This window comes from Flavobacterium magnum, from assembly GCF_003055625.1.
GTDB classification, from domain to species: Bacteria; Bacteroidota; Bacteroidia; order Flavobacteriales; family Flavobacteriaceae; genus Flavobacterium; species Flavobacterium magnum.
Genome location: NZ_CP028811.1, coordinates 740,531 through 757,448 on the forward strand (window position 1 = coordinate 740,531; position 16,918 = coordinate 757,448).

Sequence of the window (16,918 nt, forward strand, 5' to 3'; positions counted from 1 at the left end):
AAATTATGTGGGAATTAGACGAACAGAAATACCTTTACCTGCTTTTTGCCATCCCGGCACTGGTACTGATTTTTCTTTATAATTTATATTGGAAAAGGAAAAAGCAACGCCAGTTCGGTGACCGCGAGCTGGTGCGGAAGCTCACGCCTGAAAAGTCCGTTTTCAAGCACATCCTGAAACTCATCGTGGTCCTGCTGGCGTTGTCGTGCCTCGTGATGGCATTGGTAAACCCGAAAATCGGCACGAAAACCGAAACCGTAAAACGCGAGGGTATAGACATCGTGTTTGCGATTGACGTGTCAAAAAGCATGCTGTGCGAAGACATTGCGCCGAGCCGCCTCGAAAAAAGCCGCCAACTCGTCTCGCAGCTTATCAACCAGTTTACGAACGACCGCATCGGGATTGTCGCGTATGCCGGCAGCGCGTTTCCGGTATTGCCAATGACGTCAGACTACAGCGTTGCCAAAATGTTCCTTGAAAGCATGAATACCGATATGGTGTCGTCGCAAGGCACATCCCTTGATGATGCCATCAGGATGTCGGCCAGTTATTTTAAGGATGAAGACAAGAAAACCAGCAAATTGCTGATTTTAATTTCAGACGGCGAGGACCACGGCGAAGGCGCGCAGGAAGCGGTCGAGGAGGCAAAAAAGGCCGGTATGAAAATCATTACCATCGGTGTGGGCACTGAAAAAGGCGGTCCCATCCCGATAAAAAAGAACGGCATTGTGGAAAGCTACAAGCGCGACAGCCATGACCAGATGGTACTGACTAAGCTGAACGTGCCGGCACTACAGGCCATTTCAAAAAACAGCAAAGGTTATGTCAGTGGAAATAACACGAAAGAAGTGCTGAATTACGTGAAAAAGGCTTTGGATAATATTGATAAGACACAGTTTAAATCGGTGCAATTCACTGATTTTAATTCCCAGTTCCAGTGGTTCCTGGGGATCGCACTGGCACTCGTGTTGCTTGACGTGTTCCTGCTGGACAAAAAAACAAGCTGGGTAAAGAAACTGAATCTGTTTAATGAAAAGGGATAAGATGAAAAAAATAGCCATACTCGTACTGATCCTTTTGGGTTTTGCCGTCCGGGCGCAAACCAGGGAAAAAGACTTCTCCCTGCCGTCCGGAAACGAGCAGATGAAGAAGAAAAAATATGCCGATGCCGAAACGGATTACCGCATTTCACGATCGAAGTTCACTAAAAACAAAACCGCTGCCACGTTCAATCTGGGCAATTCGATTTACCTTCAGGACCAGCCTGACGAGGCGGCACTGGCCTATCAGAAAGTCATTAAGGAATCCAAAAGCAGGGAAGAAAAACACCGCGCTTACCATAATCTGGGGAACATCCACATGAAGCAGAAAAATTATGAGGCAGCGGTGGACGATTATAAGAACGGGCTGATCAACGACCCGTCCGACGAACACACACGCTACAACTATGCCTTAGCGAAAAGCCTGCTGAAAAAAAATCCGCCAAAAAAGTACGACAAGGATAAAAAGAAAGATCAGAACAAAAAAGACCAGCAAAAGAAAGACCAGCAAAAACAGCAGGACGACCAGAAAAAGGATCAGGATAAAGGGCAGGATAAGAAAGACCCGAATAAGGATGGACAGGACAAACCCGAACCGAAGGACGGACAAGGCGACCAGAAGGAACAGCCCAAACCGAAGGACGGCATCTCCAAACAACGCCTGCAGAACCTGCTCGAAGCCGTAAACAACGAAGAAAAGAAAGTACAGCAGAAAGTAAACACCAAAAAACTCAAAGGGAAACCGGTACAAACAGAAAAGGACTGGTAGCCTGATTGTACAAAACAAAATGAATTAAGATGAAAAAGTTGATTTTCCTTTTTTTGATAGCCTTCCACGGACTCAGCGCCCAGGTGCAGTTTGAGGCAAAAGCCAGCAAAACCACGCTGGGCCTCAATGAAAGGCTGCGCGTCGACTTTTCGATGAACGACGACGGCGACAATTTCGTACCGCCGGCGTTTGAAGGTTTCAAGGTTGTCGCCGGCCCAAGCCAACAGGTCAGTCAGTCGTGGATTAATGGTAAAATGTCATTCAACAAGACCTATTCTTATTTCCTTTTGCCGACGCAGAAGGGTACCCTGACCATCAAGCAGGCATCGATTGAAATCCGTCGCCAGATTTACAAAACCACACCGATTAAGATTACCGTGACCAATGCGGTCGAAATGCCAAAAGACCCCAATGATACTTCAATTTCGGCGGATGATGCGATCCACCTGGTCGCTGATGTGTCAAAAGCGACCCCGTACATCAACGAGCCGATTACTGTGGTTTACAAATTGTACATCAGCTACAACATCGGCCTCAGTAATTTCAAGGAACTGGACAAGCCGAAATATAACGATTTCTGGAGCCAGAATATTGAAATCAAAGAGCTTAAGGCCGAAGACGCGACCTATAACGGCGAACGCGTGCGTTGCGTGGTCCTTAAGAAAGTAGTGCTGTATCCGCAAAAATCAGGAAGGCTGACCATAGCGCCGCTGTCGCTTGACCTCGATGTGCAGGTGCCTACAAACCGGCGTAATTTCTGGGGACAGGCGTTAATTAAAGAAGACAACAAACGCGTCTCGGCCGGCGCACGCACCATCAATGTCAAACCTTTGCCCGAAGCCGGAAAACCAGACGATTTCACTGGTGCCGTAGGACGCTTCGACTTTAAGGTGGTCCCATCCAAAACCGAACTCAGGAACGGGGAAAGCCTCGAGCTCAACGTGAGCGTCAGCGGGACCGGCAACCTCAAACTGTTCAACCTCCCGAAACCTGTGGTGCCCACAGCCCTGGAAATGTATGATCCCGTACACAAGGAGCAGGTAAGCACGCCATTGTCAGGGATGTCAGGGAAAATTTCCGACAATTACACCATCATTCCGCAATACAAAGGCGATTACCTGATCAAACCGATGACGTTTTCTTATTATGACTTGAGCAGCGGCAGATACAGGACGATTGTTTCCAAAGAAATAAAAATCAGGGTGCTCGACGGTCCGTCGCCTTCTGAAGGGAGTACGCCTGCCAGCGTGGGCGCAAACAAGCAACAGATTTCAAAAACGGACCATTTTGAGTTCATCAAGCTCAAAACAAACCTGCAACCCATTCACAAAAAAGATTTCCTCGGCTCGAACCTGTTCTATGGATTGCTTACCGCGCCATTCCTTTGCATTCCGTTGTTAATCGGATTCCGAAGAAAAAAACAGGCTATCGACGCTGACGTTGCCGGTAACAGGACGAGAATGTCAAACAAACTGGCGAAAAAATTCCTGTCGGAAGCCAAACGACAACTGGACAACAAGGAATTGTTTTATGTGGCACTCGAAAAAGCGCTCCACAATTTCCTAAAAGCCAAGACGCAGATCGAAACTTCCGAGATGAGTAAGGAAAAAATCCGCGACATCCTTCTGGCGCGAAAAGCCAATCCGGACACCGTATCGGAGTTCCTCCGGCTGACGGAAAATTGCGAACTGGCACGTTACGCACCGGCTTCCAGCGTGGCCATCCACAATGATTATGACAAGGCCGTCGAAATCATCTCCGCACTTGAAAAACAAATTTAACCTTCAGATCAGCAGAAAATGAAAAACATACTGTATTTATTGTTGCTTTCGGTTTCTTTTTCTTTCGCCCAAAGCGGATTTGAAACAGGTAATGCGCTGTACCGCAAAGGCCATTATGCCGAGGCGGCCGACTCCTATGAAAGTGTGCTGAAAACCAGGAAGCATTCGGCCGAATTATACTTTAATCTCGGCAATTGCTATTACAAACTGCACAAAATCGCGCCCGCGATTTACAACTACGAAAAGGCGCTGCTCCTGAGCCCGAACGATTCGGAAATAAAAAACAACCTGAAGTTCGCCCAAAAAGCTGCAATCGACGAGGTGAAGGACGTTCCGCACGTGGGTTTTCTCAAAATGATCGAAAATGCAGCCGGGATTTTCGCCTACGACAGCTGGGCCTGGATAGCGGTGGTTTTCGCTTTTGTGTGCCTGCTGCTGTTTGCGGGTTACTATTTTTCTGCGGAAGCGCTTCGGAAAAGGTTGTTTTTCATGGGCATGTTTGCTTCAATCGTCGTTATCGGATTGAGCACCGGCGCTGCGTTTATCGGGAAAAATGCCAACGCCGACGACCGTGAGGCGATTGTATTTGACGATGTACTTCCGGTGAAAACCGAACCGAAAGCCGACGCACAGGATGCTTTCGTATTGCACGAGGGTACCAAGGTATCGATTACGGACACGTTGGATGTCTGGCGGAAAGTCAGGATTTCAGACCAGACCGAAGGCTGGGTCCAGGCTGAATCGATAAAGGAAATCCGATAGTTCAGACGGTGTTGACGGCCCCGGAAATCCACGACTGTAGTGACGGATAAATCCAAGTGGTTGTCTTGAGGATTTTGGGGTAAAGTACCGATTTTCCAAGCGTTTCTTTTTCCACAAAGCGCCCATTCGCATTGAATTTCTCGAAAATAACAAAGGCAACACCCAGAATGAGGAATGCCTTTACCAGTCCGAGCACGCCGCCGGCAATCTTATTGAACAATCCCAACGCGCTGAAATTGGCGAAGGCCGTTAACACTTTCCCAAGCACGGCCACACCCAGAACCACCGCGGCAAATGTCAGCAGAAAGGCAATGGCCTGTACTGTTTGCGGATGCCAGGAAACGTAGCCTGAAAGCAAATCCCTGAGTACAAATGAAAACCTGAAAGCGGCAAAAATCCCGACAAACAAAGACAGGAGCGATGCGAGTTCGGCGAAGAAACCGTCCCAGAGTCCGCTCAGGATCCCAAAAATCAAAAAACCTGCAAATACCAGATCGAGTAAAAACATAACCTCATTTAAACCGGCAAGATAGTACTTTTGCGCAATTGGGTTATCTTTGCCCTCAGGAATTGATCTGGCAGTCAATCCGTGAAATCACCTCTAAACTCCATCCATGTCCAGAGATATACAATTAAAAGAACGCTGGGAACAGCTTGTCCAGATACTTTCAGATCAGTTTTCACAGGGTGAGGACCTTGATCTTGACGCCATCATTTACCTGATCGGCTTGCAGGAATACGGCAAATTCAACCAAAAGTTCAAGAAGGATGAAAAGCTCAACCTGATGCATATTGCGATTTGCCGTGTGCTGGAGCCTTACGGTTATTATGAATTCGATTACGTAGACCACGAAGGCTGGCCGCATTACAAGGTCAGGGAAATGCTGCCGCCGCTCAAAGCCGGGGAGCAATCCGTGCTGATGAAAGAAGCCATTGTGAACTATTTCCTCGAAAAGGAAGTCATCAGTTGAATTTTGCTTAAAGTTTCCCGCATAATGTTTCGGCTGGCCGTAAACTTTAAACTTTATACCTTAAATTTGCAGCTGCTATAATACGTACGATGATAGACAAGATTAAAGAATATATCGGGGAAGCACAGGCTTTTTCAACGCAAAAGAAGGAAGAGCTCGAAGCCTTCCGCATCAAATTCCTGGGAAGCAAAGGCCTGATTAAGGAGATTTTCGCCGAATTCAAAAATGTGCCGAATGACCAGAAAAAAGAATTCGGGCAGGTTATCAATACCCTTAAGAACATTGCTGAGGAGAAACTGAAAACCCTGCAGGAGCAGCTGGAAAACAGCCAGGAAACCAAAAGCATTTACGGCGATTTGTCGCGTCCCGGCGAGCCGGTGTCGATCGGTTCGCGCCACCCTATTTCGTTAGTCAGGAATCAGATTACGGATGTGTTTTCAAACATCGGGTTCAACGTTTCCGAAGGGCCCGAGATTGAAGACGACTGGCATAATTTCACCGCGTTGAACCTTCCCGAATACCACCCGGCGCGCGACATGCAGGATACGTTTTTTATACAGACCAACCCGGACATGCTCTTGCGGACACACACCTCATCGGTGCAGGTGCGCTATATGGAAAACAACAAACCGCCGATACGGACGATTTCGCCGGGCCGCGTGTTCAGGAATGAAGCCGTGTCCTCACGCTCGCATTGTATTTTCCATCAGGTCGAAGGCTTGTATATCGATAAGGACGTTTCGTTCGCAGACCTGAAACAGACGATTTTGTATTTCACCAAGGAAATGTTCGGAAAATCAAAAATACGCCTGCGCCCTTCCTATTTCCCTTTTACCGAGCCAAGTGCGGAAGTCGATATTTACTGGGGACTCAAGACCGAAACCGATTACCGCATCACCAAAGGAACGGGCTGGCTCGAAATCATGGGCTGCGGCATGGTCGACCCGAATGTCCTGCGCAATTGCGGCATCAACCCCGATGAATTCAACGGATTCGCTTTCGGGATGGGGATCGAGCGCATCGCCATGCTGTTGTACCAGGTCGATGACATCCGCATGTTTTTTGAGAATGACGTACGCTTTCTGGAGCAGTTTAAGACCAGTATTTAATTTCAGGAGCTATTTCCGGCTGTCCGCTTTATCTTTTCCCGCCTAAAGAAGGCAGAAAAAGGATGCCGCTTCCATCCGGGCTACAGCGCCAATTCCAAAGTTCAAAATGAGAAAAGACATCACCATCCCCGAAATAGACAATGTATTTATGGCCGCCGTCCAGGAATGGAGCGACGATTTCATGAGCAATGTCTGGAACGTGTATCTTGTCAATGACAGCGATAACGACCTACATGATATCATGGTGGTGTCAAAAGCATTCGGCACGATTGACGGCGAAATGCGCAAGACGTCGCTGCTGCGTCATGCACTGGTTGAAATGCCTGCCGTGTCGGCAGTTAAAATCGAGATGATTGAAGCCAGCGTTTTGGTACTGAACAACGAATTCATGGTCACTTTCTTTATCGGGAAGACCCTTTACGACCGCAAATACATCTTCCGCGCGAATTCGATTAACGAAAACAATATGGAAGACGTGCCGCATTTGTGGAAACCTGGTGTAATTGTAAGGTAATCAGCTTTTTTTGGGTCTCGAGGTCCAACTGAAATAACCTACAACAAAAATACCCACTAAAATTTGTGCCAGCGTTGCTACGTAAAATCCTACGTCACTGAGCTGGGTGGTAACTGGGGTACGTTTCATTTCAAATAAGAGCTGGAAAAATGACATAAAAACGCCCCAAAATACTCCCGTCCTGATCTGGAATTTCCACCTTTCACTCATACTAATCCAGCTTATCCGTTAATTTCTTAAACACTTTCCGCGCCTCTTTGCCCTCATATAGAATATTGTATACGGCATCGATGATGGGCGTTTTCGCGCCATATTCCTCGTTGAGTTTGTAAGCGCTCTTGACGGCATAGTAGCCTTCGGCCACCATGCTCATTTCCATCATGGCGCTTTTGACGGTGTAGCCTTTCCCAATCATATTCCCAAACATACGGTTCCTTGAAAACACCGAATATCCCGTCACGAGCAAATCACCCAGATAGGCTGAATCATTGATGTTGCGCTTCATCTTATGTACTTTCCTGATGAACTTCTTCATTTCCCGGATACCATTGCTCATCAATACCGACTGGAAGTTGTCGCCATAGCCCAAACCATGCGCAATCCCGGCAGCAATCGCGTAAATGTTTTTAAGCATCGCCGCATATTCCGTACCCACAATGTCATCGGAGATTTTTACCTTAATGTAATTTCCGGCGAGGTTGTCGCCCATGATCTCGGCCTTTTTCTCATCACCACAGGCAATGGTCAGGTATGAGAGGCGTTCGAGCGCCACTTCCTCAGCGTGGCATGGCCCGGTTATCACGCCAATGTTGTCATACGGGATGCCAAATTCCTTATGGAAATGCTCGCCGACAATCAAGAATGTTTCAGGGACAATCCCTTTGATGGCCGAGAAAATGACTTTTGATTTCAGACTTTCGGTAAGTCTCGAGAGCTCGCCGCTTAAAAAGGCGGAGGGAATCGCAAAGATGATATAATCTGCATAGGCGACAGCCTCGTTAATGTCTGAAGTGAGCTTTAATTTCCTGACGTCAAATTCTACTGAACTCAGGTAATTCGGGTTGTGCCTGTGGGTCTTGATATGTGCGATGGCATCGGTGTTGCGCATGTACCACGCAATTTCGCTCAGGTTTACACACAGCATCTTGGCAATGGCCGTGGCCCAGCTTCCGCCACCGATTACCGCAAACTTCGGTTGTTCACTCATCATCGTAAAATTAGTTTCCAAAAGTACTCAAAATTCAAGAATACCGACGCGCTTCATCCATTCAAAACCCGAAATGTTTAACGCTTTTTTATGATTTTCCCGCACAATCTCGCCCGAGGTATGCCGTTATTATATCGTATGAAATTAGTTGGTTAGTCATACGCCATAATTATTGAAGTTAATAAATTTTGTTTTTGGTGTTAGAAGGCGTTTCTTTTCCAGGGCGCCTTCTATTTTTTGTAGAAGTTGTTGTGATCGATATATTCCCAAACCTTTTGTGGCAGCAATGGCGCCGGATTTTTCTTATCCCGTATGCTTTCGCGGATGAATGTAGAGGAGATTTCCACGACGGGCGCGGCAACCATGTGCACTCTCGGATGGTTTTTCAATTCCGATGCTGTTACTGAAATCCTTGGATACACGTAGATGTCGTGGTGCGCGAGGATGTAGTCGGAATTCTTCCATTTCGGAAGTGAATTCAGGTTGTCTTCACCCATAATCAGCGCAAACTCATGCTGCGGAAATTTCTCAAGTATATGTGCCAGCGTGTTCACGGTGTAACTGGGCTGCGGCAATTTGAACTCCACGTCTGACGGCTTAATCTTCGCATAATCTTCAGTAGCCAGATGCACCATATGCAGCCTTTGGTAATCGTCGAGCAGCGTACTTTTCTGCTTGTGGGGGTTGTGCGGCGTGACCACCATCCAAACCTGCTCCAAATCGGAAAATTCCGCCATATGGTTGGCAATGATCATGTGCCCGACGTGAATGGGATTGAAAGTTCCGAAATAAAGGCCTATTTTCATTTTGGGATGATTCGCTTTTAGACTGTAAGATGCCTGAGCCCGCACCGCAGGAGATCCTGCATCATCAAATGCCGAGCTGCAGCACCTTCCGAAAACAGCATCAGCTGATGGTCAGGTATTCGTGAACCAATTTATATGCATCGTTCTTCGCGTTTTCAAGATCGTAATTCTTCAGGATCACATCAAAACTGCCGGAAACAGAAATCTCGCGTTCGGCTTTAGCCAGGCGCATCCGGATCTTTTCCTCGGTTTCAGTCTGGCGGAAACGCAGCCTCCTTTCCAGTTCTTCGACTGATGGCGGGCTGACGAAAACGGCCAGTGTCTGCTCCGGGTATTTTTTCTTGATGTTCAGTCCGCCTACGACATCGATGTCAAAAATCACATGTTTGCCGCTGGCCCAGATGCGTTCGACTTCGCTTTGCAGCGTACCGTAGAAATTGTCCTTGTAAACTTCTTCGTATTCCACGAACGCGTTTTCCTCGATTTTCTTCTGGAAGGCTTCGGCAGTCAGGAAATAATAGTCCTTGCCGTCAACTTCGTCACCGCGTTTCTGGCGCGAGGTAGCCGAAATCGAAAAATCGAGATGCAGCTCTTTCTGCTCAAGCAGGAAGCGCACTATGGTAGTTTTACCGGAACCCGAAGGCGCTGAAAAAACGAGCAGTTTGCCTTTTTTGGTATGCGTATTTTCCATCATTACAATACATTGAGGACCTGTTCCTTGATTTTTTCGAGTTCGTCTTTCATCTGCACGACAAGTTTCTGCATTTGGGCATGGTTCGATTTAGATCCCATCGTATTGATCTCGCGGCCCATTTCCTGCGTGATGAAACCCAGTTTGCGGCCGTTTGCTTCAGTACCGGCGATGGTTTCTATAAAGTAATTCAGGTGATTTTCAAGGCGTACCTTCTCTTCGGTGATATCGTATTTTTCGAGGTAAAAAATCAACTCCTGTTCGAAACGGTTGTCGTCAATATTGACCTTCAGTTCATCAATTGCCGCACGCAGCCTGGTTTTTACGGTATCAATCCTTTCACCGTCGAGGGCTACGGTCTCATTCATCAGGGTCATGATGTTGGCGATGCGGTGCAGGAATTCTTTTTCCAGCGCGACCCCTTCTGAAATACGGAACGATTTAAGGTTTTTAAGCCCCTCATCGACGACCTGCTGCACCTGGGCCCAGTCGTCTTCGTCAATTTCCTCTCGCTCGGTTTTGAGCGCATCAGGCATCCTGATGGCCATCTTCATCAGCTCGGTTTCGTCTGCATCGGCGTAAACTTCACGCATCTGTCGGATGTAATCCTTTATGATCGGGACGTTGACTTTGGTTGAAGTCTGTTCCGCTGTATTTTCAATGAATATGCAAAAATCGATTTTTCCCCTTTCCAGCGTAGTGGCAATCTGGTTGCGTACGCCAAGCTCCATTTCGCGATACACCGACGGCATCCTTACATTGAGGTCGAAGCCTTTACTGTTGAGCGACTTCACCTCGACGGTTATTTTTTTGGTCGGAAGCTGCATGCTTGCTTTCCCGAAACCGGTCATGGATTGTATCATAAAAAATTTGTAATAGGAACAAATGTAGTGAAAACAATTCATTCCGCACCCGTAATGTTGCACCGCCATTGCAGGGTCGGCACGTTAAAATTTACGCTTCCGCAGCGGCTTCTCCGGTCGGCTCCGGCTGCTTTTGGGTAACGAGGTAAACACCTGAAAAAATAAACACTGCCGAAATAATCTTCACGGGCGAGAGCGTATCTTTACCCAAACCGATGGCAATAACCGTCGCAAACAACGGCTGCAGGTAAATGAATACCGCGACCGTGACAGGCTTCAGCGTTTTCATGGAAAGCAGGTTTAAAAGGTAAGTAAGGAACGTTGAAAATACCAGCACGAATCCCACTTTCCAATAAATCGATTCAGGCATGGCTTCCCAGCGGATTGCCCGGAATTCGTCCCAGCCGAAGGGCAGGACCATCAGGAATCCGAAAAGATAGACCCATTTCACGAAAGTAAAAGCGCTGTACCTGTCCATTAACTTCCGGACAACAATCAGGTAAAACGCATAAGAAACCGCATTGATGAACACCAACAGGTTCCCTAAAGTCCCATTTGTGGCGAGATGGGCCGGGTTGTGGTTCCCGAAATAAATCAGGGAAGCCGTACCGCCAAGTCCGAGCAATATCCCGAAAACCTTCCGCTTGCGCATGCGTTCCTTCATCATGATGGCGGAAAGGATCAGTACGATAATCGGAGTGGTCACCATAATCACGGCAGCGCTGATGGGTGTGGTGTAGCTCAGCCCCTTAAAAAATGTAAGCATGTTCAACGCCACGCCGAAAAAGGCTGCGGCGACAATCCTTGGAAAATCCCGCCACGCAATTTTTTCTTTAGGCATGAACAGCCATACACCCCAAAACAGCAGCACCGATCCGCCTACACGCAGCGTGATGAACCCGAAAGCGTCGATATACGCCGGCATGACGTCTTTGGCGACCGTGAAGGTGACGCCGTAAATCAGTGACACGAGTGTCGCGGCAATGAGTGCAGCAGTACGTTTTGACATCAGCCCAGCGCTTTGATTACCGCCTCAACGTTTTTTGCACTGTTGCCGATATAGATTTTTCCACCGATGATGAACACAGGTCGGCTCAAAAAAGTATAATGCTCCAGGAGGTACCTCTTAAAATCCGCTTCGGTGAGGTTTTGATCTTTCAGTCCCATCGACTTGTACAACTGCGCCTTGCGGCTGAAAAGGGCTTCGTAACTTCCGGCCAGCGCCTTCATCTCGTCGAGCTGGGCTTCGGTTACCGGTTCCTGCCGGATGTCCTGATATATGAGCTGATGCTGCGGAAGCATCCTGATGATCTTGCGGCACGTATCGCAGGAAGCAAGGTAAAATATGCGGTCCATTGGTTGTAATTTCCGGCAAAGAAAAATCATTTTGGACGGAATTCAGTACTTTTAACCAAAAATAAAAACCATGCAGCGCACCTTTTACGTTACCCGTACCAGCAGGAAAGTTTTGGAACAGTACCTCGACAATTATTCTTTGGAACAACTCAATAAGGTACCTCTCGGTTTTAACAACAACCTCATCTGGAATATCGGGCATATCGTGGTGGTACAGCAAATGCTGGTTTATCACCTGTCAGACCTGCCGATGATGGTTTCTGACAATATGGTCGAAAAGTATAAAAAAGGCACGCGCCCTGAATCCGATGTGACGCAGGCAGAAGTCGATGCCATACGCGCGCTGCTGTACGCCCCGATTGATAAAACGGAAGATGACCTGGAAAATGGGATGTTCAAAACCTATCGCGCATTTACATCCATGTCAGGCTTTACGATGGCTTCTGCCGAGGATGCGATGGAATTCAACAACTACCATGAAGCGATGCACACCGGCATCATGATGGGCATCCGCAAGTTTATTTAACGGCCAGATACGGATTGACTTCCTTATACGGAATCAGCAATTCTTTCGGGCCGTCGGCATAGGAGGCGATTTCATACACGTTGTAAAAAAGCAGCAGCCCTTTATCCGTAAAGAAGTAGGTTTGGGGCAACTGAAACGCACCGCCTTCAAACATCAGGTTTGTCGCGTTGATCGGGCCTTCAGGGATTTTATACGCTGCACGGAATTTCTTTTCGGCAAAATCCTTAAAACGGTTGCGGTCCCTGAACAAATACTCATTCGGGATGTATTTTCCCGTGGCGGCATCAAATATCAACGATGTCCTGCCGCTGTAACCGTGGGCTCCTCCTGTGAATTTGTAATGCTTCAATTCAATATTGATGATACTGTCTGACTGGTAGATTACTTTTCCGGTGATTTTGGCTTCCCAGTTAAACCGGTCGTCCGGGTTTTCATTTTGCATCTTGTCATACGCCTTGATGAAAGAACGCAACAGGCCGTTGTATTCCGTGTCGGCAAACTGGTTTTCGCCCACCATCACGATTTCTTTGAGTGTAGCAAAGACTTTCTTATTGATGCTGTCAGCTGCGATGGGCTTGTCTTTTGCGACGGGAACAGTGACTGAAATCGAGGTACATTCGGGCCTGCAGGGCAACGCCGACTTTTGGGTGAATGACTTCTGTTCAAACGACAATTCGTTGCTGCAGCCTGCCATCACCAAAAGCATCATGAACAGGAAACCGGCTTTTTTCATATCGGAAATGTTAATTTCGACAAAGGTATTAAGTTGGAATTGGGTTAAGAAGAATTAAACGATAAATTTGTTCCAATTTTAACAGGATACTATTATGAAATTCAACACCAAAGTGATTCACGGCGGGCAACAACACGACCATGAAACCGGCGCGGTGATGCCGGCAGTTTACCAGACTTCCACTTACGCCCAGACCACGCCGGGCAAGCCGGTCGGCGAGTACGAATACAGCCGCGCGTCGAACCCTACGCGTACGGCGCTGGAAAACGCGTTGGCGAGCATTGAGAACGGCAGCCGCGGACTGGCTTTTTCATCGGGACTGGCAGCAACTGACTGTCTTTTGCGTTCTTTTAAGGCGGGCGACGAAGTCATCGCAATGGACGATTTATATGGTGGTACCTATCGGATGTTCACGAGGATTTATAAAGACTCCGGGATCAAGTTCCATTTTATTGATATGAATGATATGGATGGATTTCAGGCCTTGATCAATAAAAACACCAAAATGGTCTGGGTCGAGACTCCGACAAATCCATTGATGAAGCTCGCTGATATCGAAGCCATTGCCAAAATTACCAAAGCGCACAATATTCTTTTCGCTGTCGACAATACCTTTGCCACGCCTTACCTCCAGAAACCACTGGATCTGGGCGCCGATGTCGTGATGCATTCCGCAACGAAATACCTGGGAGGCCACTCTGATGTCATCGCCGGGGCTTTGGTCATTAAAGATGAGAAACTCGGCGAGCAGCTGCATTTTCAGCAATTCGCCACAGGCGCCACACTGGGACCGATGGACAGCTTCCTGGTGTTACGCGGCATTAAAACACTGAGCCTGCGCGTTCAGAGACACTGCGAAAATGGGAAAAAAGTGGTTGACTTCCTGTCAGGCCATCCGAAGGTAAACACGGTTTATTACCCGGGGCTTGAAAGCCACCCGTACCATGAAGTGGCCAAAAAGCAGATGAAGGACTTCGGCGGTATGGTGACATTCACTTTCGCTTCAGGCAAAAAGGAAGATGCCATTTCATTCTTGGAAAAACTGAAAGTCTTTACGCTGGCAGAGTCGTTAGGCGGCGTGGAATCCCTCGCGAACCATCCTGCATTAATGACGCACGCTTCCATTCCTGAAGACAAGCGAAAAGAAATAGGCATCACTGACGACTTGGTACGGCTGAGTGTCGGGATTGAGGACGCTGAGGATTTAATTGAAGACATCAGGCAGGCGCTTGAGTAATATTCAGGTTGGGCCGTTGCTGTATGACGTAAATAAAAAATCCGCCTAGGCGGATTTTTTTATGTCTTTAGAATGCCAAGATGTTTTTTTGGCCTGCCGGTTTGGGATTTCCTAATCCAGGTAATAGATGTATCCCACATTAAACCAAACCAGCCAGTCGTTGGCGCGGTTTTCAAGGTAAACGTCAGGATTCGGGTTCAGCCCGTCCACCCAGTTGGAGAAGTAATACTGCCATCTTAAATCGACCATGAGATCTTCGAGCGGAGACAATTTATAACGCGTCCCGATACTTCCCACGACCGACCACACATTGCCATCTTCGCCCGAATAGCCGTGAGGCCGTCCATCAGAGGGTTCAAGGTATTTTGGAAAAGTGGTCTGTGGCACGCCTAAAGGGCCAAGCAAAGAATAGGCATCAGGATTATAGTAGGAATAATGTCCGCCAAGGCTTAAAAACGGCGCGAAACTTCCAATGGTCGCGGTAAAATCACGGATACTCAGTGGAAACCATTCCAGTTGCATCCCGATATCGGTGACTTCAGTGGAGCCGCGCATCGCCTTGAGTTGCTGTACGCCCAGCGAATTGCTGTTCTTATTCACCCAGCGCCCAAAGTGTTGCAATTCGGTCTTGTTGTAGGACAACTCCGAGCGCAATTTAAAATGGTCGTTGAAATAGGTGTCGGCGGTATAGCAATTGCAACTCGCCTGGTAGGAAAAATTCAGGTAGTGGATAATCCCGATGCCATAACCGGTGTTCCCGGCGTTGGTTTCCAGGTTATGGCGTTCACCATAATCCGACTGGAATGCGACGGGTCCTGAAATGATCCCGACTTCATGCGAAAATCCGAATTGGGCCTGTAAAGGTTGGTATAAACCGAACAAAACAAGAATGGCGAGGAGGGGCTTTTTGAACATTTTTGTTTGGGATTCAAATTGTCACAAAGATATAAAAACAAGGTTCACTTGTAAAATTAAAATGATAATTACTTGATTCTGTACGAAAACAGCAACAGATTATTTTAAAATCGTGTAGTTTCTGCACCTAATCTGAATATTATTTAAAATAATAATAATTCTCCCGCGGATATTCAAAATACAATAATGATATTTTCAGAGATACTGTATATTTGTGCCTGCAAACGAAAACGTTTTCTTAAAACGTTAATAATCTAATAATCATGTCACAAAGTATCCAAGCATTTGTAGATGCAGTAGCGAAAAACAACCCGAACGAACCTGAATTCATGCAGGCGGTGCACGAAGTTGCTGAAACCGTTATCCCTTTTATCGAACAAAATAAAAAATACCAGGGCAAAATGCTGCTCGAGAGGATGGTTGAAGCAGAGCGGATCATCACCTTCCGTGTGGTCTGGACCGACGATGCCGGGAATACGCAGGTAAACCGCGGCTACCGCATCCAGATGAATTCTGCAATCGGGCCATACAAAGGCGGAATCCGTTTCCACCCTTCAGTAAACCTGTCGATCCTGAAGTTCCTGGCTTTTGAGCAAACGTTCAAAAACAGCCTGACCACATTGCCAATGGGCGGTGGAAAAGGCGGTGCAAACTTCGACCCGAAAGGAAAATCAGACAACGAAATCATGCGTTTCTGCCAGGCTTTCATGACCGAATTGTCCAAGCACATCGGTGCTGACACGGATGTCCCTGCCGGAGATATCGGTGTGGGCGGCCGTGAGGTGGGTTATATGTTCGGCCAATACAAAAGGCTGCGCAATGAATTCACCGGCGTATTGACCGGGAAAGGCATTACCTTCGGTGGATCGCTGATCCGTCCGGAAGCCACAGGTTATGGCGACGTGTATTTTGCACAAGCGATGCTTGAAACCAAAGGCGACAGCTTCAAAGGAAAAACCGTTGTCGTTTCAGGTTCAGGAAACGTAGCACAATATGCCGCTGAAAAAGCGACGCAGTTGGGCGGAAAAGTAGTCACGCTGTCGGATTCTGCGGGATATATCTATGACGCAGAAGGCATTGATGCCGAAAAGCTGGCCCACGTGATGCAAATCAAAAACGTGGATTATGCGCGTATCTCTGAGTACGTTAAAAAATATCCGAATGCAACCTATGTTGCCGGAAAACGTCCATGGGAAGTTAAATGTGATGTCGCCTTACCATGCGCTACACAAAACGAACTCAATGAAGACGAAGCAAAAATGCTCGTGGCAAACGGCTGCATCTGCGTGGCGGAAGGGGCTAACATGCCTTCAACACCGGAAGCCGTGGCGGTTTTCCAGAATGCAAAAATCCTTTTCGCTCCGGGGAAAGCGTCTAATGCCGGTGGTGTGGCCACATCAGGTCTTGAAATGTCACAAAACTCATTGCGTTTAAGCTGGACAGCACAGGAAGTAGACGAAAGACTCCACAACATCATGCTCAACATCCACTCGGCCTGCGTGAAATACGGCGCTGACGGGAACGGCTATGTTGACTATGTAAAAGGCGCCAATATTGCCGGTTTCGTAAAAGTTGCCGATGCCATGCTGGCCCAGGGCGTAGTATAACACCTGTCTTATATAAACTCAAAGCCTTCCT

General features: G+C 47.5%; 19 protein-coding genes. 10 read left to right on the plus strand and 9 right to left on the minus strand.

Annotated features, from left to right (window positions below; all coding sequences use genetic code 11):
• Positions 1-5: 5 nt before the first annotated feature.
• Genes HYN48_RS02915 through HYN48_RS02930 form a run of 4 tightly spaced genes read left to right on the plus strand, consistent with a single transcriptional unit; the run spans position 6 to position 4,352 of the window.
• A complete protein-coding gene (locus HYN48_RS02915) occupies positions 6-1,043 on the plus strand; it encodes a vWA domain-containing protein (RefSeq protein ID WP_108369706.1) in 1,038 nt (345 codons plus the stop codon).
• 1 nt (position 1,044) lies between these two features.
• A complete protein-coding gene (locus HYN48_RS02920) occupies positions 1,045-1,809 on the plus strand; it encodes a tetratricopeptide repeat protein (protein WP_108369707.1) in 765 nt (254 codons plus the stop codon).
• A 29-nt stretch (positions 1,810-1,838) separates the two neighbouring features.
• Entirely contained in the window at positions 1,839-3,590 is a 1,752-nt protein-coding gene (locus HYN48_RS02925) for a BatD family protein (RefSeq protein ID WP_108369708.1), read from the plus strand.
• An 18-nt stretch (positions 3,591-3,608) separates the two neighbouring features.
• Positions 3,609-4,352, plus strand: a complete 744-nt coding sequence (locus HYN48_RS02930) for a tetratricopeptide repeat protein (RefSeq protein ID WP_108369709.1) — start codon at positions 3,609-3,611, stop codon at positions 4,350-4,352.
• 1 nt (position 4,353) lies between these two features.
• On the opposite strand, the gene HYN48_RS02935 is transcribed toward HYN48_RS02930, so the two are convergent.
• Positions 4,354-4,860: a CvpA family protein gene (locus HYN48_RS02935; protein ID WP_146171709.1), complete on the minus strand. Its 507-nt coding sequence runs from the start codon at positions 4,858-4,860 to the stop codon at positions 4,354-4,356.
• Between the two features lie 106 nt (positions 4,861-4,966).
• Between HYN48_RS02935 and HYN48_RS02940 the strand changes: the two genes are divergently transcribed.
• The 3 genes from HYN48_RS02940 (at position 4,967) to HYN48_RS02950 (ending at position 6,946) form a co-directional block, all read left to right on the plus strand.
• Positions 4,967-5,323, plus strand: coding sequence for a hypothetical protein (locus HYN48_RS02940; RefSeq protein WP_108369711.1), 357 nt, complete (start codon positions 4,967-4,969; stop codon positions 5,321-5,323).
• A gap of 89 nt (positions 5,324-5,412) precedes the next feature.
• Entirely contained in the window at positions 5,413-6,432 is a 1,020-nt protein-coding gene (pheS, locus tag HYN48_RS02945) for a phenylalanine--tRNA ligase subunit alpha (protein WP_108369712.1), read from the plus strand.
• Between the two features lie 106 nt (positions 6,433-6,538).
• Positions 6,539-6,946, plus strand: a complete 408-nt coding sequence (locus HYN48_RS02950) for a hypothetical protein (protein WP_108369713.1) — start codon at positions 6,539-6,541, stop codon at positions 6,944-6,946.
• Positions 6,947-7,157: 211 nt separating this feature from the next.
• On the opposite strand, the gene HYN48_RS02960 is transcribed toward HYN48_RS02950, so the two are convergent.
• The 6 genes from HYN48_RS02960 to HYN48_RS02985 form a co-directional block, all read right to left on the minus strand.
• Complete coding sequence (locus tag HYN48_RS02960; RefSeq protein ID WP_108369715.1) at positions 7,158-8,153, minus strand: NAD(P)H-dependent glycerol-3-phosphate dehydrogenase; 996 nt, start codon at positions 8,151-8,153, stop codon at positions 7,158-7,160.
• Between the two features lie 230 nt (positions 8,154-8,383).
• Positions 8,384-8,959: a nicotinate (nicotinamide) nucleotide adenylyltransferase gene (gene nadD / locus HYN48_RS02965; protein ID WP_108369716.1), complete on the minus strand. Its 576-nt coding sequence runs from the start codon at positions 8,957-8,959 to the stop codon at positions 8,384-8,386.
• A gap of 100 nt (positions 8,960-9,059) precedes the next feature.
• A complete protein-coding gene (gmk, locus tag HYN48_RS02970; RefSeq protein ID WP_245945977.1) occupies positions 9,060-9,653 on the minus strand; it encodes a guanylate kinase in 594 nt (197 codons plus the stop codon).
• On the minus strand, positions 9,653-10,513 hold the full coding sequence (locus HYN48_RS02975) for a YicC/YloC family endoribonuclease (RefSeq protein WP_108369718.1): 861 nt from the start codon (positions 10,511-10,513) through the stop codon (positions 9,653-9,655). Before HYN48_RS02975 ends, gmk begins: the two co-directional genes overlap by 1 nt.
• 91 nt (positions 10,514-10,604) lie before the next feature.
• Positions 10,605-11,522, minus strand: coding sequence for a DMT family transporter (locus tag HYN48_RS02980; protein WP_108369719.1), 918 nt, complete (start codon positions 11,520-11,522; stop codon positions 10,605-10,607).
• Positions 11,522-11,869 (minus strand): arsenate reductase family protein, encoded by a 348-nt coding sequence (locus tag HYN48_RS02985; protein WP_108369720.1) that lies wholly within the window; start codon positions 11,867-11,869, stop codon positions 11,522-11,524. Before HYN48_RS02985 ends, HYN48_RS02980 begins: the two co-directional genes overlap by 1 nt.
• Positions 11,870-11,939: 70 nt before the next feature.
• Between HYN48_RS02985 and HYN48_RS02990 the strand changes: the two genes are divergently transcribed.
• Positions 11,940-12,395 (plus strand): DinB family protein, encoded by a 456-nt coding sequence (locus HYN48_RS02990; RefSeq protein ID WP_108369721.1) that lies wholly within the window; start codon positions 11,940-11,942, stop codon positions 12,393-12,395.
• On the opposite strand, the gene HYN48_RS02995 is transcribed toward HYN48_RS02990, so the two are convergent.
• Positions 12,388-13,128 (minus strand): DUF3298 and DUF4163 domain-containing protein, encoded by a 741-nt coding sequence (locus HYN48_RS02995; RefSeq protein ID WP_108369722.1) that lies wholly within the window; start codon positions 13,126-13,128, stop codon positions 12,388-12,390. The genes HYN48_RS02990 and HYN48_RS02995 overlap by 8 nt on opposite strands.
• Before the next feature lie 94 nt (positions 13,129-13,222).
• Between HYN48_RS02995 and HYN48_RS03000 the strand changes: the two genes are divergently transcribed.
• A complete protein-coding gene (locus tag HYN48_RS03000; RefSeq protein WP_108369723.1) occupies positions 13,223-14,365 on the plus strand; it encodes a cystathionine gamma-synthase in 1,143 nt (380 codons plus the stop codon).
• Between the two features lie 111 nt (positions 14,366-14,476).
• On the opposite strand, the gene HYN48_RS03005 is transcribed toward HYN48_RS03000, so the two are convergent.
• Positions 14,477-15,280 carry a THC0290_0291 family protein gene (locus HYN48_RS03005; protein ID WP_108369724.1) on the minus strand — a complete coding sequence of 268 codons (804 nt, stop codon included), beginning with the start codon at positions 15,278-15,280 and terminating at the stop codon, positions 14,477-14,479.
• 263 nt (positions 15,281-15,543) lie between these two features.
• On the opposite strand from HYN48_RS03005, the gene gdhA reads away from it, so the two are divergent.
• On the plus strand, positions 15,544-16,887 hold the full coding sequence (gene gdhA / locus HYN48_RS03010) for an NADP-specific glutamate dehydrogenase (protein ID WP_108369725.1): 1,344 nt from the start codon (positions 15,544-15,546) through the stop codon (positions 16,885-16,887).
• Positions 16,888-16,918: the final 31 nt, after the last annotated feature.

Excerpts from the sequence above, each read along its gene's own strand:
- HYN48_RS02915 (WP_108369706.1), top strand. The coding sequence starts at position 6 with ATGTGGGAATTAGACGAACAGAAATACCTTTACCTGCTTTTTGCCATC.
- HYN48_RS02920 (WP_108369707.1), top strand. The coding sequence starts at position 1,045 with ATGAAAAAAATAGCCATACTCGTACTGATCCTTTTGGGTTTTGCCGTC.
- HYN48_RS02925 (WP_108369708.1), top strand. The coding sequence starts at position 1,839 with ATGAAAAAGTTGATTTTCCTTTTTTTGATAGCCTTCCACGGACTCAGC.
- HYN48_RS02930 (WP_108369709.1), top strand. The coding sequence starts at position 3,609 with ATGAAAAACATACTGTATTTATTGTTGCTTTCGGTTTCTTTTTCTTTC.
- HYN48_RS02935 (WP_146171709.1), bottom strand. The coding sequence starts at position 4,860 with ATGTTTTTACTCGATCTGGTATTTGCAGGTTTTTTGATTTTTGGGATC.
- HYN48_RS02940 (WP_108369711.1), top strand. The coding sequence starts at position 4,967 with ATGTCCAGAGATATACAATTAAAAGAACGCTGGGAACAGCTTGTCCAG.
- pheS (WP_108369712.1), top strand. The coding sequence starts at position 5,413 with ATGATAGACAAGATTAAAGAATATATCGGGGAAGCACAGGCTTTTTCA.
- HYN48_RS02950 (WP_108369713.1), top strand. The coding sequence starts at position 6,539 with ATGAGAAAAGACATCACCATCCCCGAAATAGACAATGTATTTATGGCC.
- HYN48_RS02960 (WP_108369715.1), bottom strand. The coding sequence starts at position 8,153 with ATGAGTGAACAACCGAAGTTTGCGGTAATCGGTGGCGGAAGCTGGGCC.
- nadD (WP_108369716.1), bottom strand. The coding sequence starts at position 8,959 with ATGAAAATAGGCCTTTATTTCGGAACTTTCAATCCCATTCACGTCGGG.
- gmk (WP_245945977.1), bottom strand. The coding sequence starts at position 9,653 with ATGATGGAAAATACGCATACCAAAAAAGGCAAACTGCTCGTTTTTTCA.
- HYN48_RS02975 (WP_108369718.1), bottom strand. The coding sequence starts at position 10,513 with ATGATACAATCCATGACCGGTTTCGGGAAAGCAAGCATGCAGCTTCCG.
- HYN48_RS02980 (WP_108369719.1), bottom strand. The coding sequence starts at position 11,522 with ATGTCAAAACGTACTGCTGCACTCATTGCCGCGACACTCGTGTCACTG.
- HYN48_RS02985 (WP_108369720.1), bottom strand. The coding sequence starts at position 11,869 with ATGGACCGCATATTTTACCTTGCTTCCTGCGATACGTGCCGCAAGATC.
- HYN48_RS02990 (WP_108369721.1), top strand. The coding sequence starts at position 11,940 with ATGCAGCGCACCTTTTACGTTACCCGTACCAGCAGGAAAGTTTTGGAA.
- HYN48_RS02995 (WP_108369722.1), bottom strand. The coding sequence starts at position 13,128 with ATGAAAAAAGCCGGTTTCCTGTTCATGATGCTTTTGGTGATGGCAGGC.
- HYN48_RS03000 (WP_108369723.1), top strand. The coding sequence starts at position 13,223 with ATGAAATTCAACACCAAAGTGATTCACGGCGGGCAACAACACGACCAT.
- HYN48_RS03005 (WP_108369724.1), bottom strand. The coding sequence starts at position 15,280 with ATGTTCAAAAAGCCCCTCCTCGCCATTCTTGTTTTGTTCGGTTTATAC.
- gdhA (WP_108369725.1), top strand. The coding sequence starts at position 15,544 with ATGTCACAAAGTATCCAAGCATTTGTAGATGCAGTAGCGAAAAACAAC.